The sequence below is a fragment of the Capnocytophaga genosp. AHN8471 genome, assembly GCF_016806945.1.
Lineage (GTDB): Bacteria > Bacteroidota > Bacteroidia > Flavobacteriales > Flavobacteriaceae > Capnocytophaga > Capnocytophaga periodontitidis.
In genome coordinates this window covers 1-17771 of the sequence record NZ_JAESPJ010000014.1, presented here as the reverse complement: position 1 = coordinate 17771, position 17771 = coordinate 1, and the positions used below count along the sequence as shown (strand labels likewise).

The window sequence follows — 17771 nt, the reverse complement described above, 5'->3', positions numbered from 1 at the left end:
CATCATAAACTTTGTCAAAGTCCCAAAACTTTGACAAAGTCTATAAATCTGATTATCAATTACTTTTAGAGTATGTTATGTAGGAAAGCCAGCGATAGCTGGGTATGTGCTGTAAACGCCCATTAACAAATTGAAAAATCGCAAAATTTCCTACCCGTGCGGCTCGCACTAAATCGAAATTATTCGTATCTTTGCCCCCTCATTCTAACTAACGTCAGTTCGATATAACAGAACATTGATTTACAGCTTTATATCATAATATATTCACAAAATAATTCACCGTCAGGTGAAAATTCGTGAGATAATAAAAAATAAAGACTTTTATACACTCCCAAATTCGTGAAAATTCGTGAAATTCGTGGGAGATTAAAAATATTTTACTGATTGTTAAGTAATTACTTACGTCGAACTCACATTAACTAATACTAAAAATGAAAATATCATTTAAAAACGATTATGCCGAAGGCGCTCACCCCGCAATTTTAGAAGCCCTCGTACGCACAAACACTGTACAACAAGCAGGATATGGCTACGATAATTATTCGGCAGCTGCCAAAGAACTCATCAGAAAGAAGATAGAAAACCCTGAGGCGCAAATATTTTTTGTAAGTGGTGGTACACAAGCTAATATGCTGGTAATAGGCACTTTGTTGCGCACCTATCAAAGTGTGATAGCCCCCGAAACAGGGCATATCGCCGATAATGAAACCGGAGCCATAGAAGCAGTAGGTCACAAAATACACTTAGCCCCAGCAACAAACGGTAAAATCACTCCTGAGAGCATTGCCGATTTTGCCACCCGCTATACAAATTATCCACACCAAGTACAACCACGACTCGTGTATATTACGAACGCCACCGAGATAGGAACCATCTATACTTTGGCAGAGCTCAAAGCCATTTACGAGTGTTGCCAAGCGCATAACCTCCTGCTGTTTATGGACGGCGCGCGATTAGGATCGGCATTAAATGCTGAAGACAACGATATACAATGGAAAGATTTAGCCCGTTATACCGATGTGTTTTATATAGGAGCTACCAAAAACGGCGGACTGTTAGGCGAAGCCATTGTAATCAATAACCCAGCCCTCACCGATGGTTTTGAGTATTACCTCAAACAACAAGGAGCGCTACTTGCCAAAGGTCGTTTGCTTGGCTTGCAATTTCTCACCTTGTTTGAAAACGGATTGTACGATGCTTTGGCATTGCACGCTAACCAGCAGATGAAGCGTATCAAAGAAGCGTTTGTAGTCAATGGTTATACCTTGCTTTCAAATACTTGTACAAATCAGTTATTCCCGATACTCACTCACAACCAAATTGCCGCATTGGCAGAGCAGTTTGATTTCTACCAGTGGCAAAAAGTAGATGAAACCCACACCGCCATTCGCCTCATTAGCTCGTGGGCTACTACCGATGCACAAGTAGATGCGCTTATCCAAGCAATTCAATCATTAGCAGTAACTCAATGAAAAATTACCTCCTTCCTTTCCTTTCAATCGTGATAGGGGCTTGCCTTGTGTTGTGGCTCAAACCCACGCATAAAAGCAGGCTTAAGCTGTTATTGGCATTCAGTGGCGCTTTTTTAATGGGGATGACCATTTTTCACCTCCTCCCCGAAGTATATCACGAGGCACTACACGCTCACGAAGAACACAGTGATTTTGGCGATAAAACCATCGGACTCTGGATCGCTGTGGGCATACTCCTGCAAATCGTGTTAGAGTTCTTTTCGCATGGCGCCGAACACGGTCATTTTCATTCACCCGCCAAAGGATTACAAACCCATTTCCCGTGGGGGTTGTTCATCAGTTTGAGTATCCACTCAGTGCTTGAAGGCTTCCCATTACACGAACATAGCAATATGGTGTACGGCATTTTCATCCACCATTTGCCCATTGCTATGGTGCTGACAATCTTTTTCTTAGATTCCGGTATCGGACTCAAACGCACGCTCGCTTTTCTGTTTGTCTTTTCGCTAATGACCCCGCTGGGCGCTTTTTTAGCAAACTATGTACCCGCCTTATTGCCCTATCACAACCTGATGAGCGCCGTAGTCGTGGGGATATTCTTGCATATCTCGTCAGTAATACTGTTTGAAACCTCCGAAAATCACCAATTTAATTATAGAAAGTTAGGCGTGATTGTTATAGGTTTTGCAATGGCATTTCTATTCAATTAACAATCGCAGACTTTGTCAAAGTCCCAAAAACTTTGACAAAGTCTCTAAGAACGACAAAGTCTCTAAAAATCTCAGAGTTTTTCAGAGAATCTCCAAGACTTTCAGAGGCTCTCAAAATCTCACCGCTAATAACAATTAACAATATGAAGTATTTAATCTTTACAGTCTTATCACTGCTTTCATTACAACAGTACGCACAGCAACTCCTCACCGAGAGTGAGATAGAAGAAAAAAAATTCGGCAATGAGAGTATCCATTTCCTCAAAAGCAACAACACCCGCTTGAATGGCGCCTACAAAATAGGCAACAACCAAGGAGAATACTACGAGGTTACCTTCGTTGATGGAATTGCCAACGGATTGGTGAAATTCTACAACCGTTATGGCAAACTAAAAACCGAAGCTACTTTTGAAAAAGGCATCTTCCACGGTCCTTACAGGCAATACGCCCCTTACTCAGGCGAAATGTACCGCGAATATAACTACAAGAACGGCGAGCTCGACGGCAAATTCCGCGAATATTCCGATGGCAAATTAGTAGTCGATAGAAACTACAAGGACGGTAAACCCGACGGCGATTGGAAAGAATACGACGAGAACGGCAAACTCACCAAAGAAGAACACTACAAAATGGGCAAAAAGGACGGTAAACAGTGGTCAGCTGTCACTCGCCGCCGTAGCGGACTTGTACAAACCGATGTAGAATACTACAAAAACGGTGAACCTACAGGCAAATGGCTCTCTAAATTGAGCGACGGCACCCTCCGTGAAGAAAGAGAGTACAAAGCCAATGGCACTTCAGTACGCAAAGAATATTACGAAACCGGTCGACTTAGTAAAATAGTGCATTACAAAGGGGAAAAATACCAAGGTGATTACCAACTCTACAACAGCGATGGCATACTTACTGAGGAAGGTACTTACGACAACGATTTCCCTACAATGAAAAAAACATATTACCCTAACGGAAAACTAAAAACCGAAAGTTATTACCAAAACAACGAACAACACGGCAAATACGCTTCTTACGACGAACGCGGACGCCTATTAGTAGAAGGAGCTTACCTAAAAGGCTATCCCGATGGAACTTGGAAATCATACACCACCGATGGTGTGTTAACTAAAGAAGCTCATTACGACAAGGGTAGGGAAGAGGGCGCTTACAAAGAGTATTATCCCTCAGGAATACTTTCTATAGAAGGACAATACGCTCGCGGACAGAGAGAAGGCGTTTGGAAATACTACAACGAGCAAGGTCAGGTCGCTAAAGAAGTAAAATACCAAAACGGCAACTCAGTACAAGTTACCAATTATATGGATAAATGAAACTGATTCTCCTCTACGAAATACTCTACATACTATTTGTTATAGCTGTGTGCTTGCGAATTATTTGGGACACACGCTCGGTGAGTAAAGCTTTAGCTTATTTGCTCTTAGTTATCTTTGTGCCCATTGCAGGTGCAATCTTCTACTTTTCATTTGGTATCAACTACCGTCGGCATAAAATATACCACAAAAAACTGACTGTAGACCAAGCTTTCCGCCGACAATTAGAACAGATTTACCCGCGTATACAAGCGCATTTAGAATCCTTAGGAAATTCGGTTACAGCATCTTATGAAAAAAGTTTGCGATTTCTGTCGAATATAGAGGAACGCCTTTTATTGATTCCTAATGAAGAAGTAAAAGTAATATGCAATGGCGAAAACCTCTTTCCTGAATTGCTTGAGAGTTTGCGAAGTGCTCAACATCATATCCACATAGAGTATTACATCTACGAGAACGACCACATAGGCAATGCTATTAAAGATATTCTAATAGAAAAAGCGCGTGAAGGGGTAGAAGTACGTTTCATTTACGACGATTTTGGCAGTCAAGGTATACGCCGAAACATTGCGCGTGAGCTACGCGAAAATGGAGTCCCTGCTTTTCCGTTTTACAAAATCAACTTCGTAAAACTCGCCAATCGTATGAACTACCGCAATCACCGCAAAATAGTAGTGGTAGATGGCTATACCGCTTTTATAGGAGGAATCAACATCAGTGATAAGTACAACAATGCCGAAGCTAATGAGCGCTATTGGCGCGATACTCATCTAAAAGTAAAAGGCTATTCGGCTCACGTGTTACAAGCAGTATTCTTGCAGGATTGGAATTTCTGTAGCGGTGAAAATGTAGCTATCAACGCTCCTTATTTCCCAATAGGCATAGAGCCCCATCCCACCGATTATTTCACACAAATCGTCGCCAGCGGTGCCGATTCCGACCTCCCAAATATCCTCTACGCTACCGTGCAGCTCATCTATGCAGCTAAACGCGAAATCCTAATTACCACCCCTTATTACATCCCCGATACCTCCTTGCAAGAGTCGCTTATCATTGCCGCACTTAGCGGAATAAAAGTGAAATTATTAGTACCCCAAAAAGGCGATTCGGTATTTGTACATATCGCCAGTGAGTCATTTTTTGAAGAATTGCTCAAGGCAGGAGTAGAAATTTATCTTTATGAAAAAGGATTTGTACACGCTAAAACTTTTGTGATAGACGGCGAAGTAGCATCGGTAGGTACAGCCAACCTCGATGCGCGCAGTTTCGACCTCAATTTTGAAGTAAATGCTCTCGTGTACAACAAAACAGTCGCCAGCGATTTGCAGAGAATTTTCTATAACGATTTAAAAAATGCGCGTTTGTTGCAGTTAGAACAGTGGCAAAAGCGGAGTGAGTTTAAGCAAATGATAGAGCGGGTAGTGCGCTTGTTTTCACCGTTTTTATAAAATAAAAAAGGCCTCCTCTCGGAAGCCTCTTTCGTTGGTCTACTAGGACTCGAACCTAGAATAACAGAACCAAAATCTGCTGTGTTACCATTACACCATAGACCAGCGATTTCTCATTTGCGGTGCAAAGGTACTGCTATTTTTGTAATCTGCAAATTTTTTAGAAGATTTTTTTAAATAAATCGATGAAAATCTTCTTTAACCACTGAAAATCAAACCAATTGCCTAATTGCTAAATTATCCTTACCTTTGCGCCCTGCTAATCTACTAATCAACAAATTATAAAATATTTTATCTTATAAACACTCACTTTTGCGGCTTGCCCCCTCTCCTTGGGAGAGGGGGCAACGGGGGTGAGGCTATTAAATCGGCAAATGAAAGTATATCACGACCTCTTGCGCCATATCCTTGAAAATGGCTATTCTAAAGACGATCGCACTGGTACCGGTACTACCAGCGTGTTCGGTTACCAAATGCGCTTTGACCTCAGTCAAGGATTTCCTTTGGTAACTACTAAAAAAATACATCTAAAATCAGTAATTTATGAACTTTTGTGGTTCTTAAAAGGCGATACCAATATCAAATACCTCACCGATCACGGCGTGCGTATCTGGAACGAGTGGGCTGATAAGAATGGCGACCTCGGCCCCGTGTATGGCGCACAGTGGCGCAACTGGAATGGAGAAGCTATCGACCAGATAAAAACCGTCGTCGAAACCCTCAAACACAACCCCGAAAGTCGTCGCATTATTGTATCAGCTTGGAATCCTTCGGTATTACCCGATACAGGAAAATCGTTTGCCGAGAATGTAGCCAACGGCAAAGCCGCCTTGCCCCCTTGTCACGCCTTATTTCAGTTCTATGTTGCCGATGGCAAGCTTTCTTGTCAGTTGTATCAACGCAGCGCCGATGTATTTTTAGGAGTACCCTTCAACATAGCCTCTTATGCCCTGCTCACAATGATGCTCGCTCAAGTATGCGATTTGCAAGTAGGTGATTTTGTGCACACTTTCGGCGATGTACACATCTACAACAACCACCGCGAACAAGTAGCCCTACAGCTCAGCCGTACCCCACGTGAATTGCCTACTATGCACCTCAATCCAGCGGTAAAAGACCTCTTTGCTTTCGACTACGAGGATTTCCGTTTAGAAGGCTACGACCCCTATCCCGCCATCAAAGCACAAGTATCAGTATAATTAGCAAATTTTCCAATTAGTAAATTTACTAATTACCCTCTTACCGTTAAAGTTTCGTTAAAATGCAGTGGATAACTTTTTTATATAAGCCTTTTTTAGTTATTTTGTACGCTCAAACAAAAAGTAACAAATCTATGCAGATGAAGAAATTATTCACACTCCTCATTGCCTTATTAATGGCACAAAGTATTTTTGCACAAATCAGCAACGAAACATTCACTTCAGGCAAAACCGGCAAACGCCAGAAATTAGGACTCTATAAGCCCACTGGTTACACCGATAAAAAAGTCTATCCACTGATAGTAGTCCTCAACGCCAACACCCTAATGGAGCCCGTGGTAACCGCCGTGCGCTACTACGAACAATTTGAAGAAATGCCTAAATGTATAGTAGTAGGCGTATACGATGAAAAGTTAGAAGAAGTAGCCATTATCGATGAAGTAGGACGCCCTATGAATGAGTCCGCACGCTTTTTCGATTTTATTTCCACCGAATTAGTACCCTATATACAAGGCAAATACCCCATTGCAGGTTTCAAAGGGATTATCGCATCAGAAGAAGCCGGTTTTTTAATCAATTACTACCTGCTCAACCCCAAATCGCCCTTCAGTATGTACGTGAGTTTAAACCCCACAGTAATCCCACGTATGGCACCCGAGTTTGCAGCCGCTTTGGCAACAGGCGCCTCAAAAGAACAACACCGCTTGTATTACTATATGGCAACCGCCGATGTAGAAAACAAACTCAGCTACGACAAAACAATTAATTTTGAAAAAGGATTGCGCTCTATGCCTATCCACGAATCGGTACTCTACCGCTTTGCCGATATGAAAGGAAGCTCCGTCAACTCCGCCAAATTACAAGGAATTGCCCAAGCTCTCGACGAGTGTTTCGACATCTATAAACCCATAGGAGGCAAGGAGTACAAAACTCAAATGGAAACCTTGAGCAATAATATTTTTGAATATTTAGAAAACAAGTACAACACTATCGAACAATATATCGGACTCAAAAAGAAACCTCTGCTCAACGATGTAATGGCAACCTATACCGCTATCAAATCGGCAGCCGATTGGGAGTCGCTTAGAAAATTAGCAAAATATGTAGAAACAAATGGCTATGTAAAAACCGCAATGCCTAACTTCTTCTTAGCCGAATACTACGAAAAAACCGAAGATTACAAAAAAGCATTGAAAACCTATCAAAAATCGTATACCGAACCCAGTATAGATTTCATCACCGCCGACCTTATCACCGAACGTATCAATGCTCTTAAAACCAATAGAAATGTAGGTAGACCCTCTAAAAAATCTAAAAAAGTAATAGAAGAAGTGCCTGAAACCACCGACGAACAAACAACCCCCACCGATGAAAGTAATCAAAACTAAATTAGAAGGTGTGGTGATTATAGAACCACAAGTATTTTTTGACGGCAGAGGCTATTTTTTCGAGTCATTTTCACAACAATGCTTCAATGAGCAAGTAGCCCCCATCACATTTGTGCAGGACAACGAATCAAAATCAAGTTATGGTGTATTGCGCGGCTTGCACTTCCAAAAGCCCCCTTTCGCACAATCTAAATTAGTACGAGTTGTGAAAGGCAAAGTGTTAGACGTTGCGGTTGATTTACGCAAAGGTTCACCCACCTTTGGGCAATACGAATCGGTAGTGCTTAGTGAGGAAAACAAACGGCAGTTTTTTATCCCACAAGGCTTTGCTCACGGTTTTGCAGTGCTGAGTGAAGAAGCTATTTTTCAGTATAAATGCGACAACTACTACGCCCCTCACAGCGAGGGAAGTGTGCGTTGGAACGACCCTACTATAGCCATAGATTGGCTATTGCCCGAGAAAGACATTATCCTATCAACAAAAGATGAACAAGCCCCACTCTTATCACAATTAACAATTAACGATTGATAATTAAGAGAATACACTTTCTTACCTCATATCTCTTACTTCTTATCTAAAAAAGTTTGGTAAAAAGTTTGGTAGTTTCAAAAAAAGGTATTACTTTTGCCCCCGAAAAAATAAAGATGGTGGTTTTAGCTCAGTTGGTTAGAGCGTCGGATTGTGGTTCCGAAGGTCGTGGGTTCGAGCCCCATATTCCACCCCAAAGGGGAAACCTAATAAAAATACGCCTTAGAGCGTATTTTTTTATGTCTACACTTTATGAACTTATACAAAGCGAGTATATTTCCGATAAAACTGTTAATCAGTTTGAGTTGGCAGGAAAAGATACTCAAACACTTATTCTATGTTACAACAAGGTTCAGAACAAGAGCAGATAAAAAAGGTGTATTGAGAAAAATTAAAGAAAGTTTCTGTCAGAATAGAAAGATAATAATTGATTAAAGAAAAAGCAAACGCTAAGCAAGTTATTAAAAAATCTATTATAAATTGTAGCAAACTCTTAAAAAATTATCCCTTACCTAAAGTCAAACAACAAAAATATCTTTAACATTTTCAAAAAACAGACCCCCAATCTACTTACAATGAATAAAAATATCAATGTAAGTATAAAAAATATGAATTAGGATAACTTATTACCACTCTGAATTGAGATAGGCTTTGTGGTAAAAGTCTATCAACGATTCTGAAATGATATTTATCTTCTGTTGAGGAGAAATTTTCTTAGCGAGAGCTTCATAAATTTCTTCTTTATGCTGTTTAGCAAAATCACTGAGAAGCCCCTCTTCTCTTATGAGTTTTTCCATAGTCATATCTTTCAATTCATTAAGCATCCAAAGATGAGCCTGATAAGCTTTTTCAGCATTTTCTAAACTTTCTTTATTTTCGTTTGTAGGATTACTATCATAAGTCTGTTTCCAAGAAAGTATATTTCCTTTTATTTTTGAGTCACTTTCTACTGCTTGTTGATATATATTTTTCAAACAACGGAAAACAAAGCCTCGATAATCTTGCTGTTGTTTTTTAGCTTTTTCTATAAGTAGTTTTTGTTCTTGTAACAAACGTTTTCTATCTTTTTTTCCACTTACCTGCAACTGATGGTGCACTTCTGTAATTTGAGTGTTGAGTTCTCCCATAAAACTCAAATCAGTGATGTTTGAAAGCTCAGGTATATCTTTTGTTATTACAACTTCTGTAGTTGGAGTTACTTGTTGTTCGATAGGTTCTTCTGCCATTGTAGAAGCTTCTGGTATTACTTTCTCCTCTTGTAATGAAATAGTATCCTTAGATTTCTCAAGTTCTTCTGCTTTTTCAACTTTTGTTTTTTTCTCTTTACGAGGTTTTTTCTCTTTAGGAGTTTTCTCCTTTTTCTTAAACTTAAACGATGGGAAAGGTAATTCTACCTTTTCAAAATGGTAAGTATAACCTACACTCACATTAGTACTTTGTGCCGAAGTGTTTTGAGTGTCACTTTCGGCATTGCGAAAAGACTGTAATGCACTCAAAGTAAACTGGTGGTTTTTCCAAGGGAGAAAGTTTAAATTTAGCTGTACATTAGCTGTACTACCTTTAGAGGTAGCTGATTGTGAAATACTATAGTTTCCTAAGAGCGTTGTGTTGAGTTTATCTTCAAAAAATGTTTTACCTACTGTAAGAGAAGGTCCCATCACTTCTGTTTTTTCTCTCGCTACAATACTATATGAGTAGTTGAAGGAAGGTGATAAACTGAGTTTACTTTCAGGAAATTGTACCATATAGGCAGCTCCTGCATTGTGAAAACGCGAAATACCTCCCCTGCGTACTATGTCATTTTGTTTGTTCACCACATCGTTAAAAGAATATGAAAGAGTTATATTCTGTTTTTCATTTATAGCATAAGCTATGTTGGCATTTGTGTTTTGTGATACTTGTCGGTAGTTGATAGAGTCTTGAGGATGTTCATAGAGTTGTGGATTGTTGATTCTATCAAAAGGATTGATAAGTTTATTAGTAAACATCGTAAAGTTACTATAACTTCCTGAAAGAGATAGTTTAGGTGTAACCTTAGCATTTACATTGGCTGAGCCTACCCACTGGTTGGACTGTTTAGGTTTTTGTTGGTTTAAATTGTCGTGTTGTCGTCCTATGCTAGTAGCTATTGATACATTACCTTTAAAAAGATTTAGAGAACTATTTAGGGTGATATTTTCCATATCGTTTACAAAATAGTAAGCCCCTAAAGTTTTGTAATCGGGGTCTACTTTCTCGTAACGCACCCCTACACTCGCCTTCGTGAAAATAAAGTTAATACCTGCATTGTAAGCTGTAAAATCCTGCTTTTGGCTTTGAGTATTACCCAAAAGACTTAAAGCATATTCACCAAATACTTCTACAAAATGCAGAGGTTTATATTTAGCAAATCCTGAATAGACTTGGTTGGATAGTGGATATATTTTCTTCTCATCGGGAATAGGAATAGATAGAGAATTAGCTTTATCGTTAGCAAAGAAAAGAATTCCGCCTATTTCTAAATCTTCTTTTTTATAAGAGAGCTTCGTTCCGTAACCCCAACGCTCATAGGTAGGTATGGTTTGAGGGCGACCGTCGTATTCAGTTGCTTTGGCAAGTCGACCTCCCATAAACGAAGCTCTTAAAGGATATTTTTCAGGAGTGAGTTCTAAGCCTCCTCCTGTGAATTGTAGACCATTGAATGTATAAGGAGAAAAACTCATACTCACATCGCCTATATGTGCTAAAATCCATTTGTATTTAGGGTGTAGACTTAGGCGATTGAACTTAAAGGGAATTTGGTAATCTAAAGCATCTCCTTGATTGGTGTATCGATAATTAATAGGCATCGTCCAATCGTAAAAGCCCAAAGTGATATTACCATTGAAGAAATACAAGAAAGGCTCACTAGAGGGGCTGTCAGAAGCTTCGTTATACACGCCACTTACTGAGGCGCTACCCAAGATAGAAAACGGTTTCTTCTTGAGTTTTTCTTTTAGCTGAGTATCTATATTCTCTAAATCTACCTGCTGAGCTAAAATTGGTAGAGAAAATAAAGTAAAGAGTACAAGTAGGTAAGTTCGCGCCATTGATTAATGATTTTTTTGCATTTTAATATCAACAACTATATAAGATTCTGTGCCATTGCTTATATATTCCTTAATCTTAATAGCTCCTTTTCGTCCGTTAGCTGTCTCAAAAAGTACAATTCTGTTTGACTTTTCCTTATTGAAGGGTGCTTTGTTGCTTTTGTATTTTATGGATAAGGGAGATAGCGTAGTACCTGAAGAAAGAGTATTGAAATTGTTTTCCGAGAAGATGATTGCCCATCTATTATTCTCTTGTTTGTTGATAAAGTAACTTTTTGTAGCATTAGCTATAGGTTCAAAAACAGCTGTTTGGGCTTCATCAGGTGATAAGAATACGTTATGAGAAAAAGATGCACTTTGCCCAAAATACACAAAATCAATAAGTTTACCATTTTCTGTGGTTACTTCATTAGGTTTTAATACTTTTCCTAAAAAAGAAGAAAAATAGCACCCAATTTCTTTACTAGTATTGATGCCTAATTTTATATCTGTAAAAGTAATGAGGTTATCACCAGCTGTTACTATAAAGTTTTTTTTCTCTGATAAAGTTTGCTTGTCGTTGTTAGCAGTAAGCTCTATTTGATATGTTCCTGCTGTAGGAAGTATAAAAGAAGGATTTTCATTGGTGCTTTCTTGCTGAAAATTCTCGTTACTCACTTTCCAGCGATAAGAGGAAGCATTTACCGATTGGTTTTTTAAAAATATACGTACAGGGGCTTGTGTATTATGAGGGTATTCATTGGTTATTTCAAAAGCAACAAATAAAGGCGCACGTACTACTACTGTTTTCTCCATTACCTGACGCTGAGAGTGATTGCTCGCTTCCAGTCTTAATTTAAATGTCCCTTCTCTTTCAAAAGTTACAGTAGGATTTTCTTCCGAACTATGAGAAGGCGTTCCTCCTTCAAACGACCATTGATAAGTAGTAGCTCCCTTACTTTGGTTGTTAATACTAAGTGTAAGAGGTGCTATATCGCTCCCTTGTTGAGTAAAACTAAACAAAGCTGATAATTCAGGATAAACTGTAAATGATTTTTGGAAAGAGCGTGCTTCACCATCCAAATTGGTGGCATGTGCTGTAATAGTATAAGTCCCTGCTTCAATATAACGAATATCCTCAGGATAAAAAGCATCTGAAGAAGTGTAACTGCCATTAGGAAATTCCCACTGAAAAGTATCGGCACCTGTAATTTTGTTTATGATGTGTACTTGTACTGGGGCATTGTAATTATCATCTACCATTGCAATGCTAAAATCACCCTCAATAGGCATATTTTGCTCTTGCTCACAAGCAAAGCAAAACCATAGTGCTAAACAAACTGCTATTTTTAAGACTAAGCGCATTGTATTATATTTTATAAATGGCTACAAAAGTAGTATTTCTAACTCAATAAACCTAAGAAATGTTTACTTTTTTTGAAAAATTGTGTAATTCAACTATTTGATGTATTTTTGCAAAAATACTATAAAATGAACTGTACTCAATTATTGTGTTTTCTTTGTGTTTTTTTATTTATGAAAACACCTCTTTTTTGTCAAGAAGAAAAATCTATTTCTACGGCTTTTCCATTTTTGCTGCTTAACTCTGATGCTATTTCAGCAGGGAAAGGAGAAGTGGGGGTAGCTTCCTCTCCTGACATTTTTTCTCAAAGGGTGAATGCTTCTAAATATATCTTTTTGCCTACTTCTTCAGCAGTAGCTATTAATTATATGCCTTTTACCCATAGAGCTGTACGCGATGTGTTTTTAGGGGGGATTACTTTTTACAAAAAAAGAGTACGCGATGCTTTCGGGGCAAATTTCTCATATTTCAGTATTGGTGATGTGAACTTAACCCAAGAAATAGGGCAACAAACCTATATTTTAGGAACTTTTAAACCTACAGAGTTTTCATTGGAGGGGTCTTATAGTTTGCAATTAAGTCAGTCGTTTGCGATGGGAGTTAGTTCACGTTTTTTAAGTTCACAACTATCTGTTCCTTCACAAGGGAAGAGCACTGCTCGAGCATTGGCTTTTGACATAGCAGGCTATTTCTATTCGCAAGATCACTTTATCAGTAGTTTGTTATATCGATACACTTCGGGATTTCAACTTTCTAATGTGGGGACAAAGGTAAAATATGACGACTTGGGCAGGTCTTTCTATCTTCCCACCCAACTGAAATTAGGAGCAGGTTTTTTATTGCAAACCGATAGTTATAACGAGTGGGAACTCTCAATAGAAGCACAGAAATACCTTGTGCCTACCCCTAATGAGCAGGGTGTACCCGATAAAGATATTATAGAAGCCTTAGTAAGCTCTTTCAGCGATGCTCCTAATGGTTTTCGCGAAGAGTTCCACGAGATTAATTGGGCGGTAGGTTTGGAATACAAGTATAACCAAACGTTTTTCTTGCGCTCAGGATTCTTCTACCAACACAAGGACAAAGGCGACCGAAAGTTTTTATCTATAGGAGCAGGATTTACTTTTTTTAACAATTGGCAAATGGATGTAGCCTATCCTTTTTCATTTTCTACTTATAAAAACCCATTTCATACCTTTAAACTTAATCTCATTTATCGCTTTGGACAGTAGAGATTTTGAATTGTGCTAATATTTTTTCTCTGTTAGAGAATTTATTAACAAACGTGTTTAAAGTAAAAGTAATAAAATTAGTATGATAAAACAAGAACTATTCTTCTCTTTCAAAAATATGCAAAGTATGATTACTATCTAAGATATACACCTTATTTTCTGAGACTTTTAAATCTTTAAGCTGGGTAAAACAATCATCTCTTTCCACTACTGCAATAGGATCTGAAACATAGATAATTTCCTTAGTATTGATGTCTAAAATACCAAATCTTAGTTGATCAAAAAGATAAAAGTACAATAAATTATCTTGTACAGCATATTTGGTAGAAGTGTCTTTCCCTTTGATGTTGTACTTTTCAAACTCTTCTTGTAAGCCATATTGAGTAACAAAAGGAGGCTCTTGGGTTAAATCCATTTCAATAAAGACATCCATAGCCATACCAAGAATTTTTCCTTTTTCACTATTTAAGAAATAATCACTTCTAAAAAAATCTTTGCCTTTGCAAATAGTTTTTCCTATGGCTTCATCATATTCAGGAATATGGTATTTCAATTCTCCTGTTTCAATATCTAAACCTATAAAGCCTCCTATCTCTATAAAAGCCCAAATAATTCGATTGTATATGCCTATAAAGTGTCTTATTTCGAAGTCTCTTTCTTCATCCCACGAATTTTTCCACTTCCCAAGTGAAGCAAGAGGAAACTCCCAAAGAATTAAATCTGAATCTATTTTTCTACAAGCTATTTTCTTTTTAAAATCACGAAATATATACTTGTCTATAATACTTCTTCCTAACCAACTTGTAGCTTCAAAAAGTATTTTTTTCTTTTCAAAATCATAAATCCCTTCTTGTGGTTTATCATCAATTTCATAAAAAGAAAAGTAAGGGTAATTTTGAGCTTCTATCCTATAATTATTAATAACAATAGATGAATCGTTAATATTGATTATGGCAGAATCTCCATACACAATCTCTCTTGATATCAAATGGCCTTTTCCAAAGGGATATAGTTCTTGCTGTCCAGAAATTTCTAATAGACATTCATTTGATTGAGCATTAAAGAGTCCTTTGCTATTAATGTAATATTCATTTACATAAGCTATTACATTGTTTATTGTTCTACTTTCACAAAACATAATTATTCAGCTTTTATAAAGTTAAAAATAGGGTGTTTAGTATCAAAAGAAATATCTTCTACTAAATCTTTGAAATTTTTAAGACTATTTATTTTACCAGTTCCATCAACTCTATCAAATTGCTTCCATATATTTGGATTTGTTTTAAAAAATTCATCAGTATTGCGTTTAAACAATTCTTTAAAAGCTTGTTTTACCTCATTTATATTAGCTTTACTACTGTTGATCACATAAGCTAAATCTTCTATTTTTTCGATACCTTCTGTGTTCAAGTAGCTTTTAAACTGTTGAATAAATCCTTTATCATTAGCTATTTTACTCCACGTTTCACTGTTATAGCTTTTAAATTCCTCATATAAAGGTTTACTCTTAGAAATAAACTTCACGTCATAGCGGCAGTTGGCACAGACAGCATCTGAACCTTTTTCAAACTTCATATCTAAATGCTCAATGTTTTCAGGTGTATATTTCTTAGGGTTTTTCTTAAAGGTGGATAACATATGCTGAGTACCTTCACGCATAGCGGCATTGCTACTTAAAGCGCCTTCTTCTATTTTTTTCCATAAATCAGGACGGTTTCTAAAAGTATAGGCAACTTCTACATAGTTTTCGAGCATCTCATCTATGGTACGACCTCCAAAAATTTTCCTTCCTGCATCTTTACAATTACCGCAAGGAGCATCTTTATATTTCTTCAAGAAATTTATTAGTCCTTGTTCTCCTCCAATAGCTTTTAGTTTTTCAGCGTTTTCAGGGGCTAAATAATGAGTGATTTTTTCTATTGTTTTTGTATCATCTATAAATTTAGAGCCTTCGGAGAATGCTTTAGTAAGTATGTTGTTTGTTTTTTTAGAGAGGTTTTCAGCAAGGTTTGCTATTTGTTTTCCAGTTTTTCCTAAGTTATCTAACTGAGTGTTTATAGAATGAAGGTCTAACTGTTTTTTAGTTTCATCTAAAAAGGCTTGGGTTTGTTTGTTGTCGATAGCTGTGGCAATATAAAGCTCGTTAGGGGCTATATCATTTATGTTTTTGTAAACTAACTCAACCTCTTCGTTGTCAGCTTTTTTAGCTACGACAACCATAATCTCTTCATTGAGAGCTTTTGCTCCTCCTCTTATATAGGCACCACTGGCAAGAGGCAAGATAGCTCCAGCTGAGTAAATAGTTAAATTAGTAGCATCGTTGCGCGCAGAGGCATAGGCGGCACATAGAGGGTCGGTGAAAATATCAGCCCCTGGAATAAGGCTTATGATATCTAAAGTGCCATAAACAGCGCCGTCTAAAACCTTTAGTTTTTCAAAATCATAAAAGACTTCAGGAGGGAGCGTTCCTTTTTCTAAGGCTATTTTTACTTTATTCTTAAACTGCCAAGTATCAACTGAGTTTTGCCATAGGTAGAGAGGATAATTAGGTGTTTTGTCTATTCCATAATCCATATACACCTCTCTAAACCTGCCTAACTGATGAATGTCTACTTCTTCCCAAAGTGCTTTATTTTTCAATCCATCTTGTGCGTATTCAGCTTTTAGACTTTTTATAAGAGCTTTTCTGTTTTGATTTTCACAATTCTGATAAAGTTCAGGATAATCGCTTGTATAAACACAATATTTATTTCTTCTAAACTCTTTTGACTGGTAAAAAGTTAAATTTTTAATAAAAGGATAGCCTCGTAAGTTTTCTTTTGACTTATAGGTATAATTTCTTACACTTCCATCAGCATATTGATAATATTTATTCATTATCAAAGGCTTAGGAATATCTTGATATAGGGTAAGAAGTCTTTCAAAAATGGAATTCCCTTTATATTTGCTTCGGATAATGCTATTATCTGTCTGGGCAAAACTTATTGTATAGCAATTTAGTTTTTTAATAGTACCTTCTTTGAAAATAGACTCATATTCAGAGGAAGCTACCACTAAATATACTAACTTACGATCAGACTTATTGCCAGAAACACCCTCTATTGCTTTTTGTGCTAAATCGGAAAGTATATGCTCTGGTATATAGGAATTTTTTCTTAATGGTAAAAATGTAAGTACTACATCTATTTTTGTATAATACGATAATAGATGTAATTTTTCCTCTAACTCATAAAGTTGTTTTTCAGGTACATTAGTTACAAAGTTATTTACAATATGGTTGTATTGCCCAACAGCAACAACTTCTTTTTTTCGTGAAGTTGCTATTTTTTTAATAGCATTTGCTAAATACTCTTTTAAATCTTTTTGATATTCAGCAAGGTCAGAGGTTTTAATTACTCTAAAATTGTCACAAGGACTGACTGTCGGGTTAGCATTGGTACAGGTTACTGTATTTACAAAAGTAATAGGAGTTACTGTAAAACTAACAGTTCCCTTTTTATCTTTAATATATCTCCAAGTGGTTTTATAGTAAGTATCACTACCACAAAAATTACCTGTTCTATATAGATAAATTTCTGTTTCATCATTTATTGATGTTTGATAATCAAGTTTTAAAAAGAGTCCATCTAAATTTTTATAACCTACAAATTCTTTATTAGAGAACTCGGCGTAGTAGGCTTTTTTATCTTCTCCTAAAATTGCGGGCAAAGCTCCTTGTGGTATTTCTGATAGTTCCTCTCTATCAATAGCTGTGATATGGGATCTATCATATTTAAAAGGTCGCCAATCAGGGGTAAGCCATATTTTACCTGCAAACTCTCCCTCTTTTTGTCCTTGGAAGGCATACAATTTTACTTTAGGGTCGTTGATTTGCTTCCAATCGCGGTAGAAGAAATCTTGTCCCTCATTGTAATCCATTAGGGCAGAGGTTTTGCCTTTGTCGGCATTTTTACCTTTGAAAGGGTGTTCGAGTTTGAAGATGCCGTGCCCCAGTTCGTGGGCTATGGTGCGGGCATTGGCGCTGTAAACAAAGCCATATTGCCCGCCTAATCGCATAT

Annotated in this window: 12 protein-coding genes, 2 tRNA genes and 1 pseudogene; 10 read left to right on the top strand and 5 right to left on the bottom strand. The window is 37.4% G+C overall.

Translation table 11 applies throughout. The annotated features are described in order from the left end of the window. The first annotated feature begins 431 nt into the window (after nt 1–431). The 4 genes from JMN12_RS06305 to cls all read left to right on the top strand — a co-directional run bounded on the left by JMN12_RS06305 (nt 432) and on the right by cls (nt 4955). Nucleotides 432–1472 carry a threonine aldolase family protein gene (locus tag JMN12_RS06305; protein ID WP_203138077.1) on the top strand — a complete coding sequence of 347 codons (1041 nt, stop codon included), beginning with the start codon at nt 432–434 and terminating at the stop codon, nt 1470–1472. Then, nucleotides 1469–2182, top strand: coding sequence for a ZIP family metal transporter (locus JMN12_RS06300; RefSeq protein ID WP_088593483.1), 714 nt, complete (start codon nt 1469–1471; stop codon nt 2180–2182). Before JMN12_RS06305 ends, JMN12_RS06300 begins: the two co-directional genes overlap by 4 nt. A gap of 143 nt (nt 2183–2325) precedes the next feature. Next, on the top strand, nt 2326–3507 hold the full coding sequence (locus JMN12_RS06295) for a toxin-antitoxin system YwqK family antitoxin (protein WP_203084560.1): 1182 nt from the start codon (nt 2326–2328) through the stop codon (nt 3505–3507). Then, entirely contained in the window at nt 3504–4955 is a 1452-nt protein-coding gene (gene cls, locus JMN12_RS06290; protein WP_203138075.1) for a cardiolipin synthase, read from the top strand. Before JMN12_RS06295 ends, cls begins: the two co-directional genes overlap by 4 nt. A 34-nt stretch (nt 4956–4989) precedes the next feature. Here cls and JMN12_RS06285 read toward each other — a convergent pair. Continuing rightward, a tRNA-Gln gene (locus JMN12_RS06285) sits at nt 4990–5060 on the bottom strand. A 269-nt stretch (nt 5061–5329) separates the two neighbouring features. On the opposite strand from JMN12_RS06285, the gene JMN12_RS06280 reads away from it, so the two are divergent. The 5 genes from JMN12_RS06280 to JMN12_RS15465 all read left to right on the top strand — a co-directional run bounded on the left by JMN12_RS06280 (nt 5330) and on the right by JMN12_RS15465 (nt 8442). Further along, on the top strand, nt 5330–6154 hold the full coding sequence (locus JMN12_RS06280) for a thymidylate synthase (protein WP_203138065.1): 825 nt from the start codon (nt 5330–5332) through the stop codon (nt 6152–6154). Between the two features lie 140 nt (nt 6155–6294). Continuing rightward, nucleotides 6295–7542, top strand: a complete 1248-nt coding sequence (locus tag JMN12_RS06275; protein WP_034555266.1) for an alpha/beta hydrolase-fold protein — start codon at nt 6295–6297, stop codon at nt 7540–7542. Beyond that, nucleotides 7523–8071: a dTDP-4-dehydrorhamnose 3,5-epimerase gene (rfbC, locus tag JMN12_RS06270; RefSeq protein WP_203081557.1), complete on the top strand. Its 549-nt coding sequence runs from the start codon at nt 7523–7525 to the stop codon at nt 8069–8071. Before JMN12_RS06275 ends, rfbC begins: the two co-directional genes overlap by 20 nt. Before the next feature lie 119 nt (nt 8072–8190). Further along, nucleotides 8191–8267 (top strand) — tRNA-His (locus JMN12_RS06265). 43 nt (nt 8268–8310) lie between these two features. Beyond that, on the top strand, nt 8311–8442 hold the full coding sequence (locus JMN12_RS15465; protein WP_257789601.1) for a hypothetical protein: 132 nt from the start codon (nt 8311–8313) through the stop codon (nt 8440–8442). 255 nt (nt 8443–8697) lie between these two features. Here JMN12_RS15465 and JMN12_RS06260 read toward each other — a convergent pair whose 3' ends face one another. Further along, nucleotides 8698–11139, bottom strand: coding sequence for a TonB-dependent receptor (locus JMN12_RS06260; protein WP_203138063.1), 2442 nt, complete (start codon nt 11137–11139; stop codon nt 8698–8700). Between the two features lie 3 nt (nt 11140–11142). Next, entirely contained in the window at nt 11143–12483 is a 1341-nt protein-coding gene (locus JMN12_RS06255) for a PKD domain-containing protein (protein WP_203138061.1), read from the bottom strand. A 171-nt stretch (nt 12484–12654) separates the two neighbouring features. Between JMN12_RS06255 and porV the strand changes: the two genes are divergently transcribed. Beyond that, nucleotides 12655–13713: a type IX secretion system outer membrane channel protein PorV gene (porV, locus tag JMN12_RS06250; protein ID WP_238423832.1), complete on the top strand. Its 1059-nt coding sequence runs from the start codon at nt 12655–12657 to the stop codon at nt 13711–13713. A gap of 97 nt (nt 13714–13810) precedes the next feature. Here porV and JMN12_RS15220 read toward each other — a convergent pair whose 3' ends face one another. Both JMN12_RS15220 and JMN12_RS15215 read right to left on the bottom strand, forming a co-directional pair. Continuing rightward, nucleotides 13811–14851: a hypothetical protein gene (locus JMN12_RS15220; RefSeq protein ID WP_227002872.1), complete on the bottom strand. Its 1041-nt coding sequence runs from the start codon at nt 14849–14851 to the stop codon at nt 13811–13813. A 2-nt stretch (nt 14852–14853) separates the two neighbouring features. Then, a pseudogene (locus JMN12_RS15215) lies at nt 14854–17771 on the bottom strand (hypothetical protein); the annotation flags it as partial.